The organism is Nitrospira defluvii (assembly GCF_905220995.1).
Classification (GTDB): Bacteria; Nitrospirota; Nitrospiria; order Nitrospirales; family Nitrospiraceae; genus Nitrospira_A; species Nitrospira_A defluvii_C.
Window position 1 is genome coordinate 872,082 of record NZ_CAJNBJ010000001.1, and the last position, 15,726, is coordinate 887,807.

The following is a 15,726-nucleotide window of genomic DNA, read 5'->3' on the forward strand; positions in this document are numbered from 1 at the left end:
AGGGGTGCGGTCTGGCCCTCGTCGATCATCGGGCAGCGGCAGTCCTCGCTGTTCGAGCAGCAGATTCGTATCCGGCCCGCAACGCGGTAATGGCGGCAGCATAGTCGTCACCGGAAAATACGGCGGACCCCGCCACCAACACGTCCGCACCTGCCGCAAGAATCGCATCTGCATTGTCCGGCTTCACGCCGCCATCGACTTCCAAGAGCGCATGGCTGTGGGTGCGGTCGATCAACCCGCGAACCTCGGCAATCTTCTGAAGCGACGAGGGAATGAACTTTTGTCCGCCGAATCCCGGATTCACGGACATGATCAGGATGAGATCGGCGTCACGCACAATTTCCGACAACATCACCGCCGGCGTGGCGGGATTTAGCGTGACGCCGGCCCTCACGCCGCGCTCCTTGATCGACTGAACCGTCCGATGCAGGTGAGGGCAGGTCTCCACATGAACCGTGAGATAATCGGCTCCCGCTTCGGCGAATTCCGCGATGAACGCATCCGGATTCGTCATCATGAGATGGACATCCAACGGAAGCGTCGTCACTTTCCGCAGCGCTTCGACGATGGGCGGCCCAACTGTGAGGTTGGGAACAAAGTGGCCGTCCATCACATCAATGTGCAGCCAGTCGGCGCCCGCCTTCTCCACCCGCGAGACCTCTTCGGCCAAACGGGCAAAGTCAGCCGACAGAATAGACGGGGCAATACGTACGGTCCGACCGACCATCACTCGCTCCTCCGCACACGAGCGGCAAAAAACGCATCCATCCTGTTCATGTTCGCCATCGTAGATAGATCCCCTTGAGGGGTCACGAACGGCAGACCGGCTGGGGGCAACCAAGGCGCGACCGACTCACGCTGAAATTCGCAATGAAACTGGCAAAACTCGTCGATGATCGATTCGGTTTCTTCCGGCTCGATCGAGCAGGTACTATAGACCAACACCCCACCAGGCCGCAAGAGACGACTCGTCTCCGCTAGCAAGTCCTGCTGCACCAATCGATGCTGTGCGATGCTCTCCGGGGTTTTGTACCACTTGCCGTCCGGATGGCGTCGCAACACCCCCAAGCCGCTGCAGGGCGCGTCGAGCAGAATGCGGTCAAACGGCACGGAGAGCGCTGACTCACGCCTTGCAACGGCCCACCGTCCTGCTCCCGATGCCGTCTCTGCCTGGATCAGCTCACGCATATCACCCATGAGCGGGGTGACGATGTTCACCCCAAGGCGCCGGCAGTTTTCCATCACCAAACTGAGCCGTGCGGTGGCCCGATCAACAGCGACGATGGTCCCCCGATTTTCCATCAACGCTGCCACCTGCGTCGTCTTTCCTCCCGGCGCCGCACAGGCATCAAGCACCCGCTGTCCCGGTTGTACGTCCAGGAGCAACGGAATGAGTTGGCCCGCCTCATCTTCGACATAAAAATGTCCCGCCGCATATCCCGGAAGGTCTGCGACGGAGGTGGCGCGAGCCAGCTGAACGCCCACCTCGCTGATCAACGTCGGGCTGGCGGCAACATTGGCCGCAGCCAGTTCGGCCAGGAACGCGGTACGCGAAGTTCGGAGTCGGTTCACCCGAAGCGTCAACGGAGGCATCTCAACCGTCGCTCGGCACAAGGCCTCGGCCCGCTCAGTGCCCCAAGTGCGACACCATCGCTCCACCATCCAGGCTGGACAGGAATACCGGACGCTCAAGGCCGTCACCGGGTCCTGCACCACATCCGGCCAGGCCGGTTCCGGCGATCGCAGTAGCCCCCTGAGCACAGCATTCACAAACCCACTCCAGTCTCGCCCGAGGCGACGGCTCTGCTGCTTGATCAAACGTACGGACTCATTGACGGCAGCCGAATCCGGGACACGATCGAGATACAGCAGTTGGTACGCCCCCAACCGCAGCACTGCCTGAACAAGGGTGGGCAATTTTGCGATCCGCCGATCCGACAAGAGACCCAGCCGCCAGTCGAGCGTCGCCCGATAGCGCAGCACGCCGCGGACAAGCTCGACCATGAAGGCCCGGTCCCGCTGATCCAACGAGGCGAAAGCCGAAACCTGATCGAACAGATCATCGCTCAACAACCCGGCTTTTTCGATCGCCACCAACGCCTTCATGGCGGCACGACGCCCCGCGGATGCGGCGTCAATCGGCTGTAGTGCTTGCGGATCAGAAACCATGAATAGAAAAATCGATTACGGTGGGAAGGTCGTCAGCGGCGCGTGAATAATGCGCGCATGATCATCCCGCCGGCGGCGGAGCGGCCTGCAAACTGAGGCCTTCAGCTAACCGATGGCCTACCAAATACTGGGCCATGGTCATCCGCCGACTGTTGGAAGGTTGAATGTCGATGATGTGAATGGTCCCGCCACCGGTCGCGACCTCAACCCGGTCTTTGGCAACTTTGGTCACGGTCCCGGGGCTAGCTCCCGTCGATTCGTCGCTGGCCTGGACACGCCACAGGGCCCAGCGCTCCCCGTTCACGAAGGTATAGGCACCCGGCCAAGGAGACAAGCCACGCACGCGATTGGCAATCTCCACGGCCGTCAACGTCCAATCGATCAATCCATCCTCCTTCTTGAGCAGGGGCGCCAAGGTTGCCTGCGCATCATCCTGTCGTTCCGGAGTGAGCGTCCCCGCTTTGAGACGGCGCAAGGTCTCAACCAACAATCGTCCGCCCACCTCGGCAAGACGAACCGCCAGCGTCCCCGCCGTGTCGTCCGGACGAATTTCCACCGTTTCACGCAACAACATGTCGCCGGTGTCCATCCCCTCGGCCATGAACATGGTCGTGATACCGGTTTCCCGCTCCCCTCGCATGATGGCCCATTGAACGGGGCCCGCCCCGCGATACTTCGGCAGCAACGATCCGTGCACGTTGATACAGCCATGCGGCGGGAGCGACAAAATCACCGGCGGTAAAATCCGGCCAAACGCCGTCACCGCGATCACGTCAGGAGCCCACTGGCGCAACGCATCCAAAAAGGCAGGGTCTTTCATCTTCAGGGGCTGCAACACGGGGATGCCTTCACGCTGGCAGACGACTTTCACTGGAGAGGGAATCACGTCCTGTCCGCGCCCCTTCGGCCGGTCCGGCTGGGTGACCACTCCCACCACTTCGTCGTCCGACTTCAGCAACGCCTCCAGCGACGGCACGGCGAAGTCCGGTGTTCCCATAAACACGATGCGCATGCTCACGCTTTATCATTCTCCCCTCGCGAATGCAATTCTCGCGGCAGCTTCCTTGACTCTCGTTTCACCTGCCTGTTACTATCCGGTCGCGGGGTGGAGCAGCCTGGTAGCTCGTTGGGCTCATAACCCAAAGGTCAGAGGTTCAAATCCTCTCCCCGCAACCAACCTTACATCTTATCTTTCAACCACTTAGAGCAGTTTCGGTCCCGACTTTAGCACTCGTGTGAGACACCGATTGTGCTAAATTTGTGCTAACCCCTGCCGGAACGCGATCCAAGATCTCCACACCAGCACGCAAACTCTCTGGATGATGATGGGCATACCGCATCACCATGGAGATGGTTTTCCATCGTCCAAGTTTCTGCACGGTATAGATGTCGACTCCGGCCTGCACAAGACGGGTGGCAAAGGTATGGCGCAGATCGTGAAAACGAAAGTTTTTCACTTCTGCCTTTCGCATGACAGGGTAAAACACGCGAAGCAGGTCTCGCGCATCCATCCGATTACCCGCGCCGTTGAAGAACACGTAATCAGTTTTGAGCGAGCGAACCCGTGCTCTGGCTTTCAGTACCTCAAACGTCTTTGCGTTGACTGGAAGGGTATCCTTCGCTCCATTCTTTTGCTCCAGCAACGTAATCGTCTTCCGGAAGAGATCAACCCTGGACCATTGGAGGTCTAAGATTTCTCCTTGTCGAAGCCCCGTGTTTGCGGCAAAGACAATGATCTCCTGTAGCCATTGCGGAGAGGCGGCCAACAATCGCTGTTCCTCCTCTGCCGTGAGCCATCGCTCAATCATGTTACGCACCTTCTCCCTCGATACACGGATCACCGGATTTTCCGTGACCCACTCCCATTCCTTGACGGCAAGCTGAAAAGCGTGGCTCAAGATCCCTAACTCGATATTAATGGTCTTGGCCGCGGCCCCTTCTGCTCGTCGCTTCGCCTTATGTGCTGCAATAAGAGACGGACGTAACTCCCTTAGGGTGAGATCCCCGAATGAACGAATGAGATGCAGCGCCACGGACCTATCACTTCGCTGAGAAGAGGGAGACTTATTGACCGCTGAATGATCTCGGAGATAGCGCTCCAACAATTCCTTCACCGTCTTATCAGCTCCCCTTGCTGGTTCGTACCACTTCCCTTCAGCGATCTGAGTCCTCACCTTGTGATAAATCTTTTCCGCCACCTTCTTATCCGTCACCTCAGTGGATCTTCTGACCTGTTTGCCACAGTAAGAAAACCCCATCCACCAGACTCGGTTTCGCCGAAACAGTGCCATCATCGCCCTCCTTGTTTGGCCCTGTCTTGGTCTGGTTTCTCGCGCCTGGGAGTATAGTGAGCAGCTTTGGCCACGGCAATCAGGTGGTCTACGTCCCTGGCGTCATGCCGAGTGAGGCGAGGAGGGTTATTCATAGGTGCACTGAAGGTGTTCAACCATGCTTGGATGGCGTCCGGTTCAAACCGGATGAGGCCATGAATGCGACAGTGCGGAATCTTGTTCTGTGAGGCCCAGAGATACAGTGTGGACGGCTTGATGTTGAGCCAAGCCGACAGCTCTTTCGTCGTAAGCATGGTGCAGATACACCGGGGGAGTCTCGCGACACCCCCAGTACCCCTAACATGGCCTGCCCGCGTGACCGCCGGCAGACGTGACAAACCGATTGGGTGGTTGCTTGAGCAAGTTCCGGTGCCGGTCTTTCCACCGGGAGATGCCCCTGACAATCTCGTGCTGTAGCCATTCTTCCCCACCAGGGGTGGCGCAAATTACCGCCAGCATTGGCGTCAGGGTGTCGCTCACCCATCGTTTCACGTTTTGCAGGGTCTGCACCTGCTTCTCCTGGGCCAATCGCCCCTTCTGAAATCCCTCCGTCAGGAGGGCGTACCACTCCAGCATGGGAGCCCGGTAGCGATCTTCCTCTTCGGCGTCTTTTGGGATCTGCCGGAAGTTCACATAGATGCGAAGCAATCCCACAACGCATTCCTTCCAGTCGGCTTCATCCAAATTCGCCAAGGCCCGGGCACAGAGCTGGGCGCGGTCTTGTTTGAACTCCAATTCCCACCGCACGCCAAACTCTTGCCAGTTCTCTCGTTCCTTGCTCTGCATCTCCAGACGTTTGTCATAGATACGCAACAAGGTTTGACTCTGAGGACTGCCGAAATACATGGTTTCGCCGGTGGTCGCACCGGTACCACGAGTCAGGTTAGACACAATCTGCCTTACCTGAGCGGCCCGCGTGACGCAGTGACCATCTGCTACGGCTTGTCGAATGGTGGCCATCGGAACGGTCCGGGCTCGGTCATCGAGGGCACAATCCATCCGAGTGACATGGCCTTGTTGCTCATGAATCCATTTCAAGAGAACCCGAACCTGATCGAGGGTCAGAGCAGAGACGAGTCCACCAGACAGATCGACATGGATCTCATTCGGGCGACGAGGGGCATTCGTGCCAAGCTTGCCGACCCCCCGTCCTCCATCCGACCTGATCCAGGACAGGGGATAGCCTCGAAAGCCGCCTTTGGCCCGACTCCAGTCTCCGCCAAGGACCTTCATGGTCTCTTGAGGCCGACTCGCCAGTACCGTAAAGGCGAGCCAATCAATGGAGAGGGTGAAGGCAGAATCCATGGAACCTATCGAACTCCTATAAGGAACCCTGTGGTGAGAGCCCCCGTGTTACCAAGACGGGGGCTATTCCGCTCCGCGCCCCAGCCTGACGGCATGCGGCGCGGACCGGCTTTGCCTGTTGATGGTGAGGCGGACAGCACTCTTTTCAACGTCCTTCCTGAACCGGTCGAGTGAGCTTCTGGCGGACGACGGCAAACGCTTTTTCGCCCACTTCTTTCGCTACAATTTTGATGGCCTCGGCCTTGCCATCCATCACCATACTCATGAGGACTGCACCACGGACATACTTGGAGACGGTTGTCCCTTCATCGCTGGCACATCGCTCAATGAGCTTGCGTTCCTGGTCAGTCACCTTAAATTGAAGCGTTTCTTTCTTTGTGTCGTCACTTTTCATGGCGGCCTCCTAGCATATATTACGACATATATTACACTTCATATTGCCGTTGTCAAGCTTCCAGCGCTAGGGACGATCCAGTCTACATTTTGTAATGGCCGAGTGGAGTAGCTGCATGCGCTGTCCCTACTGCTTCGCTCAAGAACTCCAACCTTGCGAGGCTGCAAGTTTGTGGAATGACGGGAGACCGTTAATAAGAGAAATTTGTCATTGTAGAGACGAAATGACATTTTGTGATAATTTCTCGTCCAATGATTCGCTCAATCTCAATAGATAATGTTCGCCTTTTCAGTGGTACTGGCTGGACTTTCCCTATCCACCCGCTCCAGGTTTTTTGTGGCACCAACAGCGCTGGCAAATCCACGTTACTGAAGACCTTGCTTCTTTTGAGACAAAGCGTTGTCGTACCGGAAAGTTACGAGGGTGCTGATGGGCGATTAAGGTTTGTGTCAAATCAGGCAGACCTGGGAAATTATGCTTCGTTCGTTTCGAACAACATGCTGGAGGAAGATATAAGGATCTCAATAACAATTGAGGATCGATTGCGGCGGAAGACAATAGAAGATCTTATCTCAATGAAAAATGGCCGTACTTCCCACCAGGTTGCCGATAAAAATGCATGGCTACCTTACACCTTGACCGCTTCGTTCAGATTTAGCCTCGATAAAAAAGAAGCATCGCTTGCAAGGACTCAAGGGTTTCTAAAAGAGGCGAATTTTGAGATAGGTTATCTAGGTAATTCTTTACTCCATTGGAAAATTGTCTCGACTCTTGGAAAGGCAACGGAAGAGAAAAATTTTGAACGATATGAACTTTTGGTCCCGTCCTTTTTTTCTAAGGAAGCGATGGGGCATTTGAAAAGTGTCGGGGTAGACAAGGAAACTGATTTCGAGCGTTATCAGGCATTCCTTGCAGGACTATTGCCTGCAGGTGTGAGATCCCAAATGGGCAAAAAGGGCAAGAAATTAAAAACAGACCAACAAATATTTTGGCCTCTTCCAACGCAACTTCACTATGCCCAGTCTGACCTTGAAAGGGCTTTGAAAAGTATCCACTATTTAGGCCCGCTTCGCACCCCTGCCCAGAGATATTATGTTGCTAGCCTGGACGACGCTCCAGATTTTGACTCTACAGGCGCATTCCTACCTTCAATTCTTCATCAGCGGGGAAATGAGAAAATATTTGGTGGCGCGCCCGGTGTGAATCAACTAAGTCCGCAACAGCTAGACACTCTTGAAGGGGGCCTCAACCATTGGCTGCATTATCTTCGCACAGGTGAAATGGGACACTCCGCAGATGCCCCCCAGGAAATTAAGCTATCTGCTACTAAGGATGTGCTCGTAGAACTGCTGTTAAGAGCTCCTTCTGGGGCTAGCTCCCATGCTCTCACCGATTCGGGATTTGGATATTCTCAAGTATTACCAATTCTCGTTAGAGGCTTGCTTGCCTCACCAAACAGTACACTAATTATTGAGCAGCCGGAATTGCATCTAAATCCAGGATTGCAAGTCCGACTAGCTGTATTCTTTATCGAAATGGTGAAAGCTGGAAAGCAGGTTCTTATAGAAACTCACAGTGAGCATTTAGTTAATGCGATTCGTGTGCTCGCAGCAGAGGACCCGTCAAACGAAGTGGCAAAGAGGGTGGGTATCATATTCATGGAGATGACTGCCAGTGGGCCGATCGTGCACAATCTTAACCTCCAGCCAGATGGAACAGTCCCTGATTGGCCCCCTTCATTCTTTGGAGAGGCGATGTCCCTTAGTTCTCGCCTGTTAAAGGCCCAAAGAAATTTCATTAGCACATCAAAACCTAGTAACGCATAAACTGTAATTATGCCCCCACTGCTTTGTCCGTCCCCCATCATTCTTGACCATACGTTTCCACGAAGTGAGCGAGATTTAAAGGTAGCGGCGGCAGCTTTAGGCAGTCTCACGGATCACGCACTTGAATCCAAGGTGTCGCTGGTAATGACGGTAACGCTGAGAGATTTCATAGAGGAGATGGATTGGACCTCTAAACGTCCCGCTCTATTGCTAGAGATATACAGATTGCTGAGCCAACTATTCTTGCAGCCGAATACCCACACCATAATGGTAGATGTACTTGCCGTGACAGGACATGTCCCTCATCCCGTCCCGAGCGGAGCCACAGAAGATGGAAGAGTGTGGCAATGGTCTGATGAGCTTGGCAGATTGCTAAAGCTTCACGATAAATCAATACGAGGGGCGGGTTACTTCATTGGGGTGGCATGCGACAAAGGCTTCTCGGGTCAGGATACTGCTACTTACCATGTAAGCAGATATTCTCGAATGTTCCCTCTGATCGGTCCTAAAGAAATAGGGACATTGGAGGACGCTTATGAATGGGAATTGCCTGATCATGCCTATCAAATTAAAGTTAGTTTTGAGGATGTTAAACAGCGCTACTCCAGTCTTGGTGCGATCTCCTTCGAAACTCCCTCGAATGGAAGTCATTACAAGGTTCGGTTTCCGAATGGAAGCGCTTGGACATGCGATCGCAACTGGGGGCGAGAGATTGGGGATAATATGTTGAACCAACTCAAGAGTTATTGCGGATATCCTCTTGGAGTTATAAAGCTTGCGCTAACAACCGGCAAGTTACCATCACGACGCCTCAGGCTTCTGGCTTAAGCACTGCATTAGCATACCTTAATTTCGATATGTCTCACTGTGTTTTTGAGTGGAGCAAATTCAACAGACAGCAAGTTTTAGTGAATAGGCAATGTTAGGACTTCGCATATGCTGTACCGCCTTACACCTTCTAGCGAAGGGCTCGGCAAACTCAAACCGCTTCCTTTTCTGGCGGCTTCAGATCTGCAACGAAGTGAGAAGGACTTAGAAAACCTTCTTGCAACTCACCTCTTGGATGTTCTGTTTGAAGGTGCACCTCTACTGCCCATCTTCCAGGAGCGGCAACTGCAGTCCGAGGCGGATCTATACGCGATCAATCGCGAAGGCGATTTGGTGATCTTCGAATTGAAACGAGGAGTGGCCGGAGAAGAAGCGGTTCTGCAGGCGATTGGATACACTCAGCGGGCCGGTCGTTGGGTCTACGCTGAACTTGATCGCCGTTACAAAATATACCTTGAGAAGTCAGGGCTTGCTTGCGTTGATTTATGTCTGGCGCATAAAGAAGCTTTTCAGCTCTCGACTCCCCTCGATCCGGTGGATTTCAATCGTCGGCAAAGCCTCTATGTAGTGGGAAATGCAGCGAATGAGTCGTTAATCGACGCAATTGACTACTGGAAGTCAAAGGGGCTGTTAGTGGAGTTTCTTCCCTACCGAATCTACGATGTAAACGGAACGCGCTATTTCGAGTTTTTTTCTTTTCCGTATGATCGTCATAGAAATCCGTCGGAAATTAAAGGTGTCCTTTTTGACACCAATCGATCCTACGGTGAAAACTGTATATGGGAAATGGTTGAGAATTCAAAAGTCGCCGCCTATGGTGACATCCAGTATGTAGTCGAATATCTTAACCCCGGCGACATAGTCTTCTTTTACCATAAGTTGGTTGGGCTTATTGCCGCGGGCGAAGTGTATGGCCCAGTTCGTAAAAACGGCGACGAAGAGCAATACCGAGCCGTAAGGTTTCTGACGCCGATCCCAAATCGGCAAGCTGGGTTGATTAGATTTATGCCTGCTTCAGAAATTGTAAGAGCTACAGGAAAAAACTTTTTCTGGGCTAGAACTATCAAGGTGCCATACTTAAACGGCGGGGAGTCTCAAAGGCTGCTTGCCACATTGGAATCGTTCTTGACTGCTGACACTCCCTCGGCCCCTGACACCGAACGAGTTTCTTGAAATCCACCGGGTCGACAGTGGCAGCATACTTTGGCCAAGGCTGCCCCGGAGGGGATCAAAATCAAAACCAACACGTTTGCTAATGCCAACCTGTCTCAGTGAAGGCGTTCACCCCACGGTCGTGTGCTAAATTTGTGCTAAAAATTTTCAAAATCGCTCATATTGGTTCGAATTAGTAGAATCCATAGACTGCCGTTAACTGCTTAATTCGAAACGATAAACGGGGAAACCTTCGCAAAATCAAGCCACTGTGAAAACTGCTTTGTATCGACTCTCAAGGCTCAAATCAATCCGTCAATTTGACAGTCCACCCAGGCGGCTCTATAGTTTAGGAATTAAAACAGCTGGCTACACTATGGCTCGATTTAAGACTGCACCACTATTTCTCACGGTCACCTGGCTGGCCATCGTGTTGGCTGGCGTGATCAGTGGAGATCTTGTGGTTGATTTGTCGTTCGAGTCCTCAGCACTTAGTGACGTGTCTGGGGCAGAGCCCATCTCAGAAGAACCCGACAACAGTGCCGAGCACGTGCTCATGCCTTCCCCAGCTGGCGACTCCTCGGCGGGAGCGACACCACTCCAATTGATCACGCAGTTTGACGCGACAGGCATCTCTCCTAAGCCGTCATCCCTCTCATATGTGTCTGGAAGGTCCTTTCCAGCCTCAAGTTATGCTTCTCGGTTTCGACCTCCCTCGTTCCTCCTAGCTCTTCGTATTTGATCCGCAGCGGTTGTCTCCATCAATTGGGTTGGTCTGTTCGTTCGAACAGTCGCCCGTTGTCTGGTCTTTTTCTGGCTGGAGGCCATCATGCGGTTAGCTTTTTTCGTTGTGCGATCATCATTTTTCTATCTTGTGCTAAGTGTTGGGTTCTTCTGCGCTACGTTCGTCTTGCCTCTCGTCTCGCCCCTCATGGTGTCTGCGGACAACGGGGCTGTCGATCCCGAACCAATATTCATTGGTGAGACACAGGTCAATGGGCTCATCAACACGAAAGAAGCGACCATCTGGAAGCTTTTGCCTCGACCCGTGCCGGGACGATTTACACAGGCGGAGCTTGCCGAATTCGAACGGCGCATCCGAAACCTGAGCCTCTTTGATCATGTCGTCGTGACCATTCAAGCCTCTCGTCTTGCGGTCGATGTGCATGAGAAGTTTACGCTCTCCCCCATCTTGAGTTTCACGAGTGGCACGAGCGTGAAGGACTTGAATGCAACGGGGGGACTCGTCGAATACAACCTGGGTGGGACCGGTGCGCAACTGGGCGCGCAATTTAGTTACAGTCAGCGAGGCCCGAACGTAGATGTGTGGCTCTCCCAACATGCCTTCCAGCCGGACCGGTTTGCGAAAGAGTTGAAAGGCTTTTACTACAGCAACGGCATTCGCTTTGCCGATTCTGCCGCATCCTGGACCCGCAATCGCATCGGTACGGAATTAGAACTCAAAGCCCCGTATGCCTATGGCTCCCCGTTACGGTACGAAATCGTAGTCGAAGGGTATCGAGAACTCGTCGAGGATCAGAAAGGCACGGCACCGACCAACGGTTACTATGTGGGCCTCGCGCCGGAGATCTTCTGGGATAAATATCATTGGCATGATCTGGTGCCCAAGGGCTACCGACTCTCATTGGAATTACGGCCAGGATACTTCCTGGGCTCGAATGAACAGCGCCATGAGGCCCGCGTGCGCTACTTGCAAGGTCTTCCTTTAGCGCCTACGACGGTGTTCATGATCAACGGCGTGGCGGAGGCCGTGAATAATTCAGGCAATCCGAATCACAGCCTCTTGCTCGGAAGTATCACGGGGATCAGAGGGCTATCCGATAACCTCTATCGGAACCGTGCGCAGGCCTACACTAACCTGGAGTTCCGCCATGCGATTTCTCTCGCGCCACGCTGGGCGTTGCAAGGCGTCGTGTTCTCGGATTTCGGCACCTTCCAGTCTTTCACGGACGAAGGGAGGACGCGAGGTTGGCAGAATGCAATCAACGTGGGCGGTGGAGTGCGGCTCATTCCTACCTTTCTGGCCAATACCCTTTTGCGGGTGGACTTTGCCCAACTTTTGGCTCCAAGTCCGAATTCGCTGGTGCAATTTGGAATTACACAATATTTCTAGGACAACTCGGTCATGAGTCGTACAAAAGGGGGGCATCACCTCCAAGGTTCACACATTGGATTGTGCTAAATTTGTGCTAAACTTCGCGCAAATAGACCAGAATCAATGGAAAGAACTCTACCATACAGAATCGTGTAAGCTACTGACTGAATTAGATAAAGCGAGAAACCAGACGAAAGATCAGAGCGTTAGCAAATCACCCATTAGGCATCTCATAACCCAAAGGTCGTCGGTTCAAATCCGGCCCCCGCAACCAACGCCTCTTATCCCGAACATCCAAACAGCAGCCGACCACCTGGTCGGCTTTTTCATTTTTTCGTCTTGTAACGGCTCCGGCTGAATGCAGACGCCTACGCAAGAACGCTATTTACCCAATATGGGCCGGGTGCTGCGAAGCTCCGCGGATGTCGACTGCGATGCCAGTTGCAACGGCCTGTGATGCATGGCAAGTAGCACCGCCTTTCCGGGACTGACTTGATAATCCCCGCGGAAATTCTTGTAGTAGATCATCACTTTCCGAACGTAGTCACGGGTTTCCTGATAAGGCGGGATGGCACGATATCGCTCGACTCGTCGCTCTCCCGCATTATACGCGGCCACCGCCAACCGTAGGTTGCCGTTGAAGCGATCCAGTAAATAGCGCAGGTGCCGCGCGCCGCCGCGGATATTGTCGCCGGTGTCGTATAAGTTGCGCACACCGTGCCGAATCGCCGTTTCAGGAATCAACTGCATCAGCCCCACCGCCCCCGCTCTCGAGATGACCGTCGGGTTGAAGTCCGACTCGGCCTTGATCACAGCCAGGAGCAGGGCCGGATGGAGGTGGAACTGCCAGGCGTACCGCTCCACGGCCTCTTCCACTTCCTCCACCGACACCCGACGCGTCAATCGACGTGCGCGGGAGTCAGCCGAGCGAAACCGCTGCTCAGTCGGGACATTCGTCAGTTCAAACAGGCCGTTCACCCCCACATATCCATAGATCTCGCTCTCGGCGGACGCCGACTCTCCGACGACCAGGGCACTCGCAATCACCAGTGGAATCACCCAGGCGACAGAGGTCCGCTCCCCGGCCTCGCTCTGCTCCATAATCGTGGGGCCCAGCTCCTTCGTGACACATCCTGCGTGGGACATACATCCTCCCATTGTTCCCGCAGCGTATGGTGCAGGCACTCCGGCACGTCGCGAACCAGCCTGACTCCCGCAGATTTCGTGCCACTCGCTTCCCGTGTACAAAAGCGCCCTCCCCCAATCTCTTCATGTGTTTATCACCTGCCCCGGGGACAACTCTTGGACAAACGGTCGAACGAGGAGAGCTGTTTTTGGTCATGGCCTGGCCATATTTTGGCCGTTCGCTCATTCCTCGTCGTTACACTACAGTATCGCCGGCACGCTCGGCATGGTCGTTGCCGGCAAGGCGTCTCCTGTGCCGATCTGAATGGAATCAACCGGCAGGAAGGCCCCCACGCAGAAACAGGCTCTTGTTTGAAGGTTGAAATCGTCGTGTTAGAATCGCTCCAGCGCAGAGATCACCCGTACGGAATGCGCAGCCGACATATTGATTTGTCAGCAGGATAGACTCCACCCACGATGACGACTCTCCTCTCCATGACTTTCACCCACTGTGTTGCAGCCCCACCCTTACACTGTTGGAACGCCACAACTGCCTTCTTCCAGGGCATGGACACAACCTCATGATCAAGCTGCTGCTCGTCGAAGACAACGCCGTGGACGCCCAACTCACGCAGGACCTCCTCGCCGAGTGGTCCCTCAATCAGTTCGAGATCACCCATGCCTCCACGTTGTCGGACGGACTCGTCAAACTGAGCCGCGGCCGGTTCGACGCCGTGCTGCTCGACCTCTCGCTCCCCGACACCCATGGCCTCAGCACGGTCACCCAGGTATTGGCAACCAGCCCCGACGTGCCGGTCGTGGTCTTAAGCGGACATGATGACCATCCGCTTGCGTTGCAAGCGCTCCAACACGGCGCGCAGGACTATCTGGTGAAAGGAGACGGCGGAACCGAGTTTCTTGCGCGCTCGATTCTGTATGCGATCGAGCGCAAGAAAGCACAGGAGCGGCTGACCTATCTGGCGCAGCACGACCAACTGACCGGACTGATCAACCGCCCCCTCTTTCGTGACCGCCTCGTCCATGCGATGGCGCGCAGCAAGCGGAAGGATCAGCCCCTGGCCGTCATGCTGCTCGACCTCGATCGCTTCAAGGCCGTCAATGACACCCTCGGGCACGATGTCGGCGATCAGCTGCTAAAGGAAGTCTCCAAGCGTTTGCTGGACTCCGTGCGTGAAGTCGATACCGTCGCACGCATGGGCGGCGATGAATTCACTGCGATCCTGGAAGGCATTTCAGGCGAAGACGATGTCTTGGTTGTCGCAAAGCGGATCGTGGAGTCGATCGGTTCTCCGTTTCAGATCGGGCCCCATCATCTCTCCATCGGCGTGAGCATCGGTATCACACTCTACCCGTCTGATGATGACAACATCGACGAACTGCTCAGGCATGCGGACAAAGCCATGTATGCCGCAAAACAGCAAGGTGGGGGGCGGTTTCATTTTCATGCACCAGCCGGGCGCTCAGCATCGAGCGAGCCCGCGTCGCGGCCCTAACCGCAAGCCCCGCGTTCCTACCGTCCGATATCAGCAAGCGGCTGCTCCGTCACAACCAGCGAACCTCGGGGATTGGGCAGGAACACATTCGCGCTCACCAGCTCTTCGTGCGACGGCGTCGGATGCGTATCCGGTGTCATCACAAGCCCCCAGTGCTGATTGTCGCGACAGGTATTACCCAACAACAGTGCCTCTGCGTGGTGGAAGAGCAGGATGCCGCTGAGCATGTTGGCGTGGCACACATTGCGCACACATTCCGGATGGCTACCGGGATCTCGCACGGCTAATCCAAAATGATGGTTGCCGAAACACTGGTTGTCGGCCACGCGCGGCTGGGCGCCCGCAAATACAAAAATGCCGGACTCCCGGTTGTAACAGATCTCGTTGTCGACAAAGGTGGTGCGGGCCTCCGGACCATAGATGACGACTCCCGACAACACGCCTTCCGTGGCCCGGCATTGCGTGACGGTACAGACCGAATCCAGCAGATTCATCGCTGAATGCTGATCGCTTCCTACGTACCGGAAGGTGATCCCCGTAATGATGCCGCCAGGCACTCTCTGCACATACAGCGGTCCTCCGCGGCGGCTATAAATCTGAACATGATCTCGGCCGGCCCCGATGAGCCGGACTGGCCGATCTGCCATAAACACCTTATCCTCGTAGACACCGGGACGGATAAAGATCTGGTCGCTTTCCCCGGCATCTTTCAGCGCCGCGCTCGGCAGGAGGTACGCGTGGGGATCGCGGGCATCGACGATCAGCGTCTTGCCCCCTTTAGGATTGGGCGGCGGTTCATGCAGCGGTTCGTTCCCTGCTCCAGGGGAGCCAGGGGCATAGGGTCTTTCCATACACACCTGCACCATGCTCGTCCCGCTTGCACGAAGTCGCGGCTCAGCGAAACGAACGCATGCTAACCAATAACAACTGACCAACCGGCATCTGTCAAGCCGCGCTTGTGCCGTCC

At 54.9% G+C, this 15,726-nt stretch carries 14 protein-coding genes and 1 tRNA gene; 6 read left to right on the forward strand and 9 right to left on the reverse strand.

The genetic code is table 11. The features are described from left to right. Window positions 1–25: 25 nt before the first annotated feature. The 3 genes from rpe to fmt form a co-directional block, all read right to left on the reverse strand. On the reverse strand, window positions 26–727 hold the full coding sequence (gene rpe / locus KJA79_RS04115; RefSeq protein WP_213040722.1) for a ribulose-phosphate 3-epimerase: 702 nt from the start codon (window positions 725–727) through the stop codon (window positions 26–28). After that, window positions 727–2,169: a 16S rRNA (cytosine(967)-C(5))-methyltransferase RsmB gene (gene rsmB / locus KJA79_RS04120; protein ID WP_213040723.1), complete on the reverse strand. Its 1,443-nt coding sequence runs from the start codon at window positions 2,167–2,169 to the stop codon at window positions 727–729. The genes rpe and rsmB overlap by 1 nt, the downstream gene beginning before the upstream one ends. Before the next feature lie 61 nt (window positions 2,170–2,230). After that, entirely contained in the window at window positions 2,231–3,181 is a 951-nt protein-coding gene (fmt, locus tag KJA79_RS04125; protein WP_213041363.1) for a methionyl-tRNA formyltransferase, read from the reverse strand. Between the two features lie 87 nt (window positions 3,182–3,268). Here fmt and KJA79_RS04130 point away from each other — a divergent pair. After that, window positions 3,269–3,345: transfer RNA gene (locus tag KJA79_RS04130), tRNA-Met, on the forward strand. A gap of 17 nt (window positions 3,346–3,362) precedes the next feature. Here the strand turns inward: KJA79_RS04130 and KJA79_RS04135 are convergent. From KJA79_RS04135 to KJA79_RS04150, 4 genes are all read right to left on the reverse strand, one after another. Then, window positions 3,363–4,463: a tyrosine-type recombinase/integrase gene (locus KJA79_RS04135; protein WP_246507413.1), complete on the reverse strand. Its 1,101-nt coding sequence runs from the start codon at window positions 4,461–4,463 to the stop codon at window positions 3,363–3,365. Beyond that, entirely contained in the window at window positions 4,460–4,753 is a 294-nt protein-coding gene (locus KJA79_RS04140) for a helix-turn-helix domain-containing protein (RefSeq protein WP_213040724.1), read from the reverse strand. Before KJA79_RS04140 ends, KJA79_RS04135 begins: the two co-directional genes overlap by 4 nt. A gap of 43 nt (window positions 4,754–4,796) precedes the next feature. Continuing rightward, window positions 4,797–5,804, reverse strand: coding sequence for a replication initiation factor domain-containing protein (locus KJA79_RS04145; RefSeq protein ID WP_213040725.1), 1,008 nt, complete (start codon window positions 5,802–5,804; stop codon window positions 4,797–4,799). A 145-nt stretch (window positions 5,805–5,949) separates the two neighbouring features. Next, window positions 5,950–6,198, reverse strand: coding sequence for a plasmid mobilization protein (locus KJA79_RS04150; protein WP_213040726.1), 249 nt, complete (start codon window positions 6,196–6,198; stop codon window positions 5,950–5,952). A 251-nt stretch (window positions 6,199–6,449) separates the two neighbouring features. On the opposite strand from KJA79_RS04150, the gene KJA79_RS04155 reads away from it, so the two are divergent. The 4 genes from KJA79_RS04155 (at window position 6,450) to KJA79_RS04170 (ending at window position 12,138) form a co-directional block, all read left to right on the forward strand. After that, window positions 6,450–8,024 (forward strand): AAA family ATPase, encoded by a 1,575-nt coding sequence (locus KJA79_RS04155; RefSeq protein ID WP_213040727.1) that lies wholly within the window; start codon window positions 6,450–6,452, stop codon window positions 8,022–8,024. 144 nt (window positions 8,025–8,168) lie between these two features. After that, a complete protein-coding gene (locus KJA79_RS04160; protein ID WP_213040728.1) occupies window positions 8,169–8,852 on the forward strand; it encodes a hypothetical protein in 684 nt (227 codons plus the stop codon). Between the two features lie 108 nt (window positions 8,853–8,960). Next, window positions 8,961–10,025, forward strand: coding sequence for a PDDEXK family nuclease (locus KJA79_RS04165; RefSeq protein ID WP_213040729.1), 1,065 nt, complete (start codon window positions 8,961–8,963; stop codon window positions 10,023–10,025). A gap of 808 nt (window positions 10,026–10,833) precedes the next feature. Beyond that, window positions 10,834–12,138, forward strand: a complete 1,305-nt coding sequence (locus KJA79_RS04170) for a BamA/TamA family outer membrane protein (protein ID WP_213040730.1) — start codon at window positions 10,834–10,836, stop codon at window positions 12,136–12,138. Window positions 12,139–12,501: 363 nt separating this feature from the next. On the opposite strand, the gene KJA79_RS04175 is transcribed toward KJA79_RS04170, so the two are convergent. Further along, window positions 12,502–13,266 (reverse strand): lytic transglycosylase domain-containing protein, encoded by a 765-nt coding sequence (locus KJA79_RS04175; RefSeq protein WP_213040731.1) that lies wholly within the window; start codon window positions 13,264–13,266, stop codon window positions 12,502–12,504. Between the two features lie 560 nt (window positions 13,267–13,826). Between KJA79_RS04175 and KJA79_RS04180 the strand changes: the two genes are divergently transcribed. Beyond that, entirely contained in the window at window positions 13,827–14,759 is a 933-nt protein-coding gene (locus KJA79_RS04180) for a GGDEF domain-containing response regulator (RefSeq protein ID WP_213040732.1), read from the forward strand. A 17-nt stretch (window positions 14,760–14,776) separates the two neighbouring features. On the opposite strand, the gene KJA79_RS04185 is transcribed toward KJA79_RS04180, so the two are convergent. Continuing rightward, window positions 14,777–15,610, reverse strand: a complete 834-nt coding sequence (locus KJA79_RS04185) for a right-handed parallel beta-helix repeat-containing protein (protein ID WP_213040733.1) — start codon at window positions 15,608–15,610, stop codon at window positions 14,777–14,779. Window positions 15,611–15,726 lie beyond the last annotated feature (116 nt).

Excerpts from the sequence above, each read along its gene's own strand:
- rpe (WP_213040722.1), bottom strand. The coding sequence starts at position 727 with ATGGTCGGTCGGACCGTACGTATTGCCCCGTCTATTCTGTCGGCTGAC.
- rsmB (WP_213040723.1), bottom strand. The coding sequence starts at position 2,169 with ATGGTTTCTGATCCGCAAGCACTACAGCCGATTGACGCCGCATCCGCG.
- fmt (WP_213041363.1), bottom strand. The coding sequence starts at position 3,181 with ATGCGCATCGTGTTTATGGGAACACCGGACTTCGCCGTGCCGTCGCTG.
- KJA79_RS04135 (WP_246507413.1), bottom strand. The coding sequence starts at position 4,463 with ATGATGGCACTGTTTCGGCGAAACCGAGTCTGGTGGATGGGGTTTTCT.
- KJA79_RS04140 (WP_213040724.1), bottom strand. The coding sequence starts at position 4,753 with ATGCTTACGACGAAAGAGCTGTCGGCTTGGCTCAACATCAAGCCGTCC.
- KJA79_RS04145 (WP_213040725.1), bottom strand. The coding sequence starts at position 5,804 with ATGGATTCTGCCTTCACCCTCTCCATTGATTGGCTCGCCTTTACGGTA.
- KJA79_RS04150 (WP_213040726.1), bottom strand. The coding sequence starts at position 6,198 with ATGAAAAGTGACGACACAAAGAAAGAAACGCTTCAATTTAAGGTGACT.
- KJA79_RS04155 (WP_213040727.1), top strand. The coding sequence starts at position 6,450 with ATGATTCGCTCAATCTCAATAGATAATGTTCGCCTTTTCAGTGGTACT.
- KJA79_RS04160 (WP_213040728.1), top strand. The coding sequence starts at position 8,169 with ATGACGGTAACGCTGAGAGATTTCATAGAGGAGATGGATTGGACCTCT.
- KJA79_RS04165 (WP_213040729.1), top strand. The coding sequence starts at position 8,961 with ATGCTGTACCGCCTTACACCTTCTAGCGAAGGGCTCGGCAAACTCAAA.
- KJA79_RS04170 (WP_213040730.1), top strand. The coding sequence starts at position 10,834 with ATGCGGTTAGCTTTTTTCGTTGTGCGATCATCATTTTTCTATCTTGTG.
- KJA79_RS04175 (WP_213040731.1), bottom strand. The coding sequence starts at position 13,266 with ATGTCCCACGCAGGATGTGTCACGAAGGAGCTGGGCCCCACGATTATG.
- KJA79_RS04180 (WP_213040732.1), top strand. The coding sequence starts at position 13,827 with ATGATCAAGCTGCTGCTCGTCGAAGACAACGCCGTGGACGCCCAACTC.
- KJA79_RS04185 (WP_213040733.1), bottom strand. The coding sequence starts at position 15,610 with ATGGAAAGACCCTATGCCCCTGGCTCCCCTGGAGCAGGGAACGAACCG.